The 7,176-nt window shown below is 70.4% G+C and carries 8 protein-coding genes and 1 pseudogene; 4 read left to right on the top strand and 5 right to left on the bottom strand.

Features of this window, described 5'->3' with window-relative positions; all coding sequences use genetic code 11:
• Positions 1-389 (bottom strand): MarR family winged helix-turn-helix transcriptional regulator (locus WA805_RS30625; RefSeq protein ID WP_425244068.1); only part of this gene is annotated, 389 nt, incomplete at its 3' end.
• Between the two features lie 84 nt (positions 390-473).
• Between WA805_RS30625 and WA805_RS30620 the strand changes: the two genes are divergently transcribed.
• Complete coding sequence (locus WA805_RS30620; RefSeq protein ID WP_425244067.1) at positions 474-2,039, top strand: LLM class flavin-dependent oxidoreductase; 1,566 nt, start codon at positions 474-476, stop codon at positions 2,037-2,039.
• A 151-nt stretch (positions 2,040-2,190) separates the two neighbouring features.
• Positions 2,191-2,988, top strand: coding sequence for a polysaccharide deacetylase family protein (locus WA805_RS30615; protein ID WP_425244066.1), 798 nt, complete (start codon positions 2,191-2,193; stop codon positions 2,986-2,988).
• Between the two features lie 16 nt (positions 2,989-3,004).
• Here the strand turns inward: WA805_RS30615 and WA805_RS30610 are convergent, their stop codons facing one another.
• Positions 3,005-3,616, bottom strand: coding sequence for a dihydrofolate reductase family protein (locus WA805_RS30610; protein ID WP_425244065.1), 612 nt, complete (start codon positions 3,614-3,616; stop codon positions 3,005-3,007).
• A gap of 331 nt (positions 3,617-3,947) precedes the next feature.
• Here WA805_RS30610 and WA805_RS30605 point away from each other — a divergent pair, with 331 nt between their 5' ends.
• Positions 3,948-4,352, top strand: a complete 405-nt coding sequence (locus WA805_RS30605; RefSeq protein WP_422286164.1) for a hypothetical protein — start codon at positions 3,948-3,950, stop codon at positions 4,350-4,352.
• A gap of 164 nt (positions 4,353-4,516) precedes the next feature.
• On the opposite strand, the gene WA805_RS30600 is transcribed toward WA805_RS30605, so the two are convergent.
• On the bottom strand, positions 4,517-4,996 hold the full coding sequence (locus WA805_RS30600; protein WP_422286163.1) for a RidA family protein: 480 nt from the start codon (positions 4,994-4,996) through the stop codon (positions 4,517-4,519).
• 74 nt (positions 4,997-5,070) lie between these two features.
• Between WA805_RS30600 and WA805_RS30595 the strand changes: the two genes are divergently transcribed.
• Positions 5,071-6,012: an acetamidase/formamidase family protein gene (locus tag WA805_RS30595; RefSeq protein WP_425244064.1), complete on the top strand. Its 942-nt coding sequence runs from the start codon at positions 5,071-5,073 to the stop codon at positions 6,010-6,012.
• Between the two features lie 33 nt (positions 6,013-6,045).
• On the opposite strand, the pseudogene WA805_RS30590 reads toward WA805_RS30595, so the two are convergent.
• Both WA805_RS30590 and WA805_RS30585 read right to left on the bottom strand, forming a co-directional pair.
• Positions 6,046-6,519 (bottom strand): annotated as a pseudogene (locus WA805_RS30590) (DUF664 domain-containing protein); the annotation flags it as partial.
• Positions 6,520-6,528: 9 nt separating this feature from the next.
• A partial coding sequence (locus WA805_RS30585; RefSeq protein WP_425244063.1) for a hypothetical protein occupies positions 6,529-7,176 on the bottom strand: 648 nt, incomplete at its 5' end.

Here is a 7,176-nt window from a genome sequence, read left to right as displayed (position 1 = left end):
GCCTGATCGTCGGGGCCCAGGCCGGCCAGCAGGTGCTGCTCGGCGTGGGCGAAGCGCGCGTCTAGGTCGGCGAGGACCTCCCGGCCGTGGGCGGTGGCGACCACGCGGCGGCTGCGGCGGTCGGCCGGGTCGGGCTGGCGCTCGACGAGTTTCGCGGCTTCCAGGTCGTCGAGCAGGTAGGTCATGACGGTGCGGTCGATGCCGAGGCGCTGGGCCATCGCCGCCTGGCTGCCTGGCTCGTCGCGGGCGGCGGCGCACAGCACCTGGTAGCCGCGATGACCGCCGGGCATGCCAGCCGTGGCGGCGTCGGCCGCCTTGACGTACGCCCGGAACGTCACGGCGAGGCCCCAGCCGAGGTCGCCGGCGAGCCGGTCAGGAGTCACCGTCATGCCTCCCATGGTAGACCCTGCTGCACACAAGATAGTCTGTGAGTTATATTATCTGTCGCATAGACCACTATCGGGAGATGGCAGATGGCTGACTACGGTCACGACCTTTCGTTCGGGATATTCGTGACGCCGAAAGCGGACGCGGGCCCGCACATCATCGAGCTCGCGCGGCGCGCGGACGCGGCCGGGCTGGACTGGGTGAGCGTGCAGGACCACCCGTACCAGCCCGCCTTCCTCGACGCGATGACGCTGCTGACCGCGATCGCGGCGGCGACCGAGCGCGTCGCCGTCTTCCCGAACGTGGCCAACCTGCCGCTGCGCCCGCCTGCGGTGCTGGCGCGCGCGGTCGCGAGCCTGGACATCCTGTCCGGCGGGCGGGCTGAGCTGGGGATCGGCACGGGGGCGTTCTGGGACGCGATCGCGGCGATGGGCGGGCCGCGGCGGTCGCCACGGGAGTCGGTCGACGCGCTGCGCGAGGCGATCGCCGTGATCCGCGCGCTGTGGACGCCGGGTCGCGGGGCGCGGGCCGGCGGGCAGTACTACTCGGTGTCCGGGGCGAAGCCGGGGCCGTTCCCCGTGCACGACGTGGGCATCTGGGTGGGCGCGTACAAGGAGCGGATGCTGCGGCTCACCGGTGAGGCCGGCGACGGGTGGCTGCCGAGCTCGCCGTACGCGCCGCCGGAGCAGCTCGCCGCGATGAACGCGGTGATCGACGCGGCCGCGACGGAGGCCGGGCGGTCGCCCGCGGACGTGCGGCGGATCTACAACATCGCCGGCTCGTTCAGCGGCGACGGGTCCTCCTTCCTCCAAGGGCCGCCGAAGGTATGGGCGGAGCAGCTCGCCGGGCTCGCGCTCGACGAGGGGATCAGCGGATTCGTGCTGATGGCGGACGACACCGTCACCGTGGACCGGTTCGCGGCCGAGGTGGCGCCCGCGGTGCGGGAGCTGGTCGCGAGCGAGCGCGCGCTGGCGGACGCGGACGCGGATACGGACGCCCGCCCAGTCTCTTCTCCGACTGATAACAGCAAGAAGCGTGAGCGCGGGATTGGCGTGGCGGCGACGCCCGATCCGGGAGTCCGGCTCAGCGATGAGACGCTGTGGGACGAGACGGCGCGCCCGGTCGCGCCGGCGCCCGACCCGGACACTGACTACTCGGAGGCGGGCCGGTCGCACGCCCGCGACCTGGTAGCGGTCCACGATCACCTGCGGGCGGAGCTGGCTCAGCTGCGGGACATGATCGCACAGGTCGCCGCCGGCAGCCTCGATCCGGGCAAGGCCCGGACGGAGATCAGCAAACTGACCATGCGGCAGAACCAGTGGACGGTCGGCGCGTACTGCGAGAGCTACTGCCGGCTGGTCGGCCTGCATCACACGCTGGAGGACACGTCGTTGTTCACCGGCCTGCGCCGGCTCGACGGCCGGCTCGCGCCGGTCACCGGGCGGCTGACCGAGGAGCACCACGTGATCGCAGGCCTGCTGTCCCGCGTGGACGCGGCGCTGGTGGCCCTGGTCACCGACCCGGTGCGCGGGATGCCCGCGGTGCGGGCCGCCGTGGACCTGCTCACCGACGCTCTGCTGTCCCACCTGTCGTACGAGGAACACCAGATTCTGGAGCCCCTGGCCCGGCTCGGGCCCGCGATCTACGGCTGACCGGCCGCGACACGCCGATCATCTCAGGGCGTTAATCCAGCTCCTGGGCGCCCCGGACCGTCATTATTGCCAACGGGGCGAAAGGGGCACGACGGTGACGACGCGGAGATATCGGGACGGCGCGCCCGCGCCGCCTTCCAGCAGAGTGCGCATGGCGCGACGCAGGCTGCTCCTCGTCGCCGCTGGCGGCGTGGCGATCGGGGTCGCGACCGTGACCGGGCGCGGTGGCGGCGGCCACCTCGCGGCCAACGCGCAGGAGGCGCCGCACACCGGACCGGTCCGTCAGCCGGCCAAGGCGGCGAGCAACGCGCATCCCGCGCGAGCCGCCGGGCACGCGCCCCCCCGCACTGTCGGCACCGTGGGCGGGCAGCCGATGTACTACGTGGACGACGGGCTGGATGTCATCGCGCTGACCATCGATGACGGCCCGAGCCCGGTGTATACGCCCCAGGTGCTGAGCATTCTGGAGAAGTACGACATCAAGGCGGCCTTCTCGATGGTCGGGGAGAACGTGACCTACTACCCGTCGATTGCGCGCGAGGTCGCGGACGCCGGTCACACGATCGTCAACCACACCTGGAATCACGCCAACCTCATGTCGATGAAGCGGAGCAAGCTGCCCGGGGAGGTCGACAGGGCCACGGACGCGATCCACAGCGCGACGGGACAACGGCCGGGCATGTTCCGGGCGCCGTACGGGGCGTGGTCACCGACCTTGCTTGACTACTGCGCGAGCGAGAAGCTCGCCCCGCTCGACTGGTCCGTTGACCCGCAGGACTGGGTCAGGCCCGGGGTCAGCAAGATCGTCAAGACGATCATGGGCACCACGAAGACGGGCTCGATCATCCTGGAGCACGACGGCGGCGGCGACAGGTCCGAGACCGTGGCTGCCCTGAAGATCGTGATTCCCCGCCTCATCGACGAGGGCTACATGTTCACGGTTCCGTAGGCCGGAGGCCGCGACGCTAGCGGCGGACCCGGTAGCGCAGGTGCAGCACCCGGTCGCCCTGGATGACTGTGTCCGGGTCCTCGAGCAGATACTGGGTATCGACCGACCCGAAGTACCGCTTGCCAGAGCCGAAGACCACGGGCACGACGTCCATCCCCACCTCATCGACCAGGCCGAGGGCGAGCGCCTGCCCGCCGACGTCGCCCGCCGCCACGGCGACGGTGCGCTCCCCGGCGAGCTCTTTGGCCTTGGCGATCGCCCGGGCCACATCGCTGATGAAGTAGTACGACGCCTGCTGCTGCCTGGGGTGAACGGGATGGAGCCCCCCGGGGTGCCAGTCGTCGGGCCTGGGCCGGTGCGACACCACGATCACGTGGTCACCCGCGGGCGGCACGCCCTCCCAGCCGTTGGTGATGTCGAACAGGTGGCGCCCGATCACCATCGACCCGATGGCCGCCCACGTCGTCTTGACGTAATCGGCCGAGGCCTGCGAGACCTTGATCTGGCCACCGTCGATGATTTCGACGTCGCCGTTGACGTACCAGTCGAACAGCGGGCCGACCTGATCGTCCGCGTCGGCGATGAAGCCGTCCACGGACACGACGTTGTGCATGATCACGGCGCCCATTCCGTCTCCTTAGCGGTGGTGCTGGCTTTGAGGTTTGGACCGCTCGGCGACCCGTAACTAATCGGTCGGCCTGCCGCTCGTGTCGACGTCGTCCTGTGCCCCTTCGGAACTGAAGACCGCCTTGCCGACCACCGTGACATTGATCCGCAGGAGAGGCTTGACGGGCTGGCCGGCGTTCGGCCGCACCGCCTGCGCATTGGCATAGAAGCCGAAGGCCGCGACGTTGCCACGTGAACCTGCAGCGGGGTGTCCAGCGCTACGGTGCGGACAGCACCACTCTGCTGGTGCAGGCCCCATACTTGACCTGTCGGGTCGCGTGGGCGGAGGGTCGATGGCCGGGGAAGTGGCGACGCTGGTCACGGAGGCGACGCCGTATATGACGGCGGCGGCGGGCGCGTATGGCGCCGCGGTGCTTGCGAAGGTGCGCGACGACGCCGCTGACGCGACGGTCGGCCTGGGCCGTCGGCTTCTGCAACGGGTGTTTGGCCACCACGGCGAGGAGGAGCCGCTGCCAGAACCGCTCGCGGAGCTGGTCGCCTACCCCGACGACGATGATGTGCTCGCCGCGCTACGGCTGGCGATCCGCCGCCAGCTGGAGTCCGACGCGGCAATGCTCGCCGACATCCGAACCTTGCTCGCGTCGGCTCCGACCACAACAGTCACCCAGCACGTCCGCGCAGGCCGTGATGCCTATATAGCCGGCCGCGACATGACGATCAACCGACCCGCCGAGTAACCCCATATCCGGCGACGACCCGCACGAGGCAAAGGCGAACCGGGACGCCTAAATAGCCGACAGAGATATTCACATCTACCAGCCCACGGCGGAGGCGCCGAAGCCTCACCGCGCCATCTGGGCAATGTGCCAGCCCGTCCGTCTGCGCCCCCACCACCCGGGGCTCAGTCGACTGCCACCTCGGCTTCCACTTCCACGGGGATGTTAAAAGGCAGCTCCGCGACCCCGATCGCGGAGCGGGAATGCGGCCCGGCTTCCGGTCCCCACAGCTCGATGATCAGGTCGGAGAAGCCGTTGATCACAGCTGGCGTCTGGTTGAAGCCCGGCGCCGTGTTGACCATGCCGAACACGCGCAGCCACGCCGTGATCCTGTCCAGGTCGCCGAGGGCGCGCTGGAGGCTGGCGAGCACCGCCAGGGCGGTCGCGCGGGCGGCGCCGTAGGCCTGCTCTGCGGTGAGGTCAGAACCCACCTTGCCGAGGCCCGACCAGAGTGAGCCGTCGGCGTGCAGCGGGCCGTGGCCGGAGACGAAGGCACGGCCCGGCCACAGGCGCACCCACGGGAAAGGCAGTTCCAGGCCGGACGGCGTCTTCATCGGCTGCGGGAGCTCGAGACCGAGTTCGGCGAGGCGGTTTTCGATGCGCATAGCCGCTATCTTGCCGCTACCAGAGCCGCTCCGTGGCGCGACGGGGGCCAGTCAACTTCGGGATAATGGTTTTCATGGCCCTGCATGTGGTGGAACCGACACCCGAGAGCACAGTCAACTTCTTTTCCGCGGCACACGAACCGGCGCTGACCATGGATCCGGGTGACACGGTGATCGTCAGGACGCTGGACGCGGCCGGGTACCTGGCGCGGCAGCAGTTTCCCGGCGATACGGGGCAGCCGACGATGTTCCGCAGCGCCGAATTTCGCGGGCACTGCCTGAACCAGCCGATCGCGGTGCGCGGCGCGGCGCCCGGCGACCTGCTCGCGGTGCGGATCGTGTCGCTGACGCCCGGGGACTGGGGATGGACGGTCGCGCCCGCCACGCCCAGCTCGCCCGTCGTGAAGCGGCTCGGGCTGGCCGGAACCGAGCCGGCGTGGCTGCTGTGGGAGATCGACGCGGACGCGGGGACAGCCACGGCGAACGGGACGTACACCCGGCCGCTGGCACCCTTCCTCGGCGTCACGGGGACCGCGCCCGCCGCGCCAGGGGAGCACTCGACGATCCCGCCCCGCGCCGAGTCGGGCGGGAACATTGACTGCAAGGAACTCGTGGCGGGCTCGACGCTGTACCTGCCGGTCAACGTGCCTGGCGCGCTGCTCTACCTAGGGGACGGGCACGGCGCGCAGGGCGACGGCGAGGTGTGCGGCACGGCGATCGAGTGCCCGATGACGACAGAGGCGGTCGTGCACCTGGCCGCCGGCCGGCCGCTGGCATCGGTGCACGCGGAGACACCGGCCGGGCGGATCACCTTCGGGTTCAGCACCGACCTGAACGAGGCCATGGGGGACGCGCTCGACGCGATGGTGACGTGGCTGGCCTCGCTGTACGGGACCTCGCGGACGGAGGCGCTGGCGCTGGCGTCGAACTGCGTGGACTTGCGGGTGACGCAGGTGGCGAACGTGACGTGGGGGGTGCACGCGCTGCTGCCCGCCGGGCTGCTGTCGGTGGGCTAACTCGCCTGTCCCCGCGCCCGCCAGCTCGGCCACGATGTCCAGGTGGCCCAGGTGCCTGGCGTACTCCTGGAGCAGGTGGAACAGCACGCGCTCCAGCGTGGCGGGCTCCGCGCCCGACCAGCGCTCGCCGGGTTTGCCGACCTCGGTCAGCTCGTGGCTCTCGATGATGGCCGTGCTGCGCGCCGCCTGTTCGGCGTACGCCGCCAGCAGGTCGTCCAGGGTCTCGCGCGGCGGGACGTACCAGCGGCCGTCGCGCTGGTCGCCCCACGGGTCGCCGATCGCGCGGCCTTCGAAGCCCCACTCCAGCCAGCGCCGCTCCGCGTAGGTCAGGTGCCTGAGCAGTTCCAGTGGCGTCCAGCCGGACGGCACGATGCTGCGGCGCAGCTCGCTGTCGGGCAGGTCACGCAGCCTGGCTGCCAGCTGGTCCCGGAAGTAGCCGAGGTAGCGGAGGAACACCTCCGTCCGGGACGCGGCTGGGGCGGTCGGCTCGGGAAACGGGACGGTCATGGCCGCACGTTAGCAGGTGTGCTGTTTGGCCCACTGCTGCGCGCTGGTCAGGTACTGGGTCCCCTTGGCGCTGAGCGCGTTCGCCGACTTGCTGACCGAGCTGATCATGTGGTTCGCGCCCTGCGTGGCTTTGGTCCCGGTGGTGACCTGGGTGGCGGTGGTGACCTGCGGGGTGGTACCGAGGGTCTTCAGGGCGGACAGGTCGTTCTGGATGTTGGCCAGGTCGTTGCTGACCGCCGCGATGTCTCCCGTGTGCATGCCGCCCACGTCGCCTTGCAGCGACGTGGCGTCGCGGCTGACGGTCTGGGCGTCGAACACGACGAGCTGCGCGTCGCTGGCCATGCTCGAGCAGCTGTCGTGCCGCATCTGCTGCCAGTCCTGGTCTTCGATCGTGAGCGCCGCCGACAGGGTCGTCAGGTCGCCGGGGACCGTGGTGTCCTTGGTCAGCGTCTTCGCGTCCTTCTTCAGCTGGGCCAGGTCGCTGACGAGGTTCTGCTGGGCGACCTGCGCGGCAGCCGTCGAGTTCGGCTGCATCTGCTGCTGGAACGTCGGGTTTCCGTTGAACGGCGTGCCCGCCGAGCCGCCGCCGCAGCCGGCGGCGAGGACCGTCAGTGCCGACAGCGCGACAGCGCCGACCACGAGGCGCGAACGCGTGAA

It is taken from the genome of Trebonia sp. (genome assembly GCF_049794275.1).
Classification (GTDB): domain Bacteria; phylum Actinomycetota; class Actinomycetes; order Streptosporangiales; family Streptosporangiaceae; genus Trebonia.
This window is presented reverse-complemented; position numbering and strand designations above follow the sequence as displayed.

Coding starts and splice junctions, on each gene's coding strand:
- WA805_RS30620 (WP_425244067.1), top strand. CDS start 474: ATGGCTGACTACGGTCACGACCTTTCGTTCGGGATATTCGTGACGCCG.
- WA805_RS30615 (WP_425244066.1), top strand. CDS start 2,191: ATGGCGCGACGCAGGCTGCTCCTCGTCGCCGCTGGCGGCGTGGCGATC.
- WA805_RS30610 (WP_425244065.1), bottom strand. CDS start 3,616: ATGGGCGCCGTGATCATGCACAACGTCGTGTCCGTGGACGGCTTCATC.
- WA805_RS30605 (WP_422286164.1), top strand. CDS start 3,948: ATGGCCGGGGAAGTGGCGACGCTGGTCACGGAGGCGACGCCGTATATG.
- WA805_RS30600 (WP_422286163.1), bottom strand. CDS start 4,996: ATGCGCATCGAAAACCGCCTCGCCGAACTCGGTCTCGAGCTCCCGCAG.
- WA805_RS30595 (WP_425244064.1), top strand. CDS start 5,071: ATGGCCCTGCATGTGGTGGAACCGACACCCGAGAGCACAGTCAACTTC.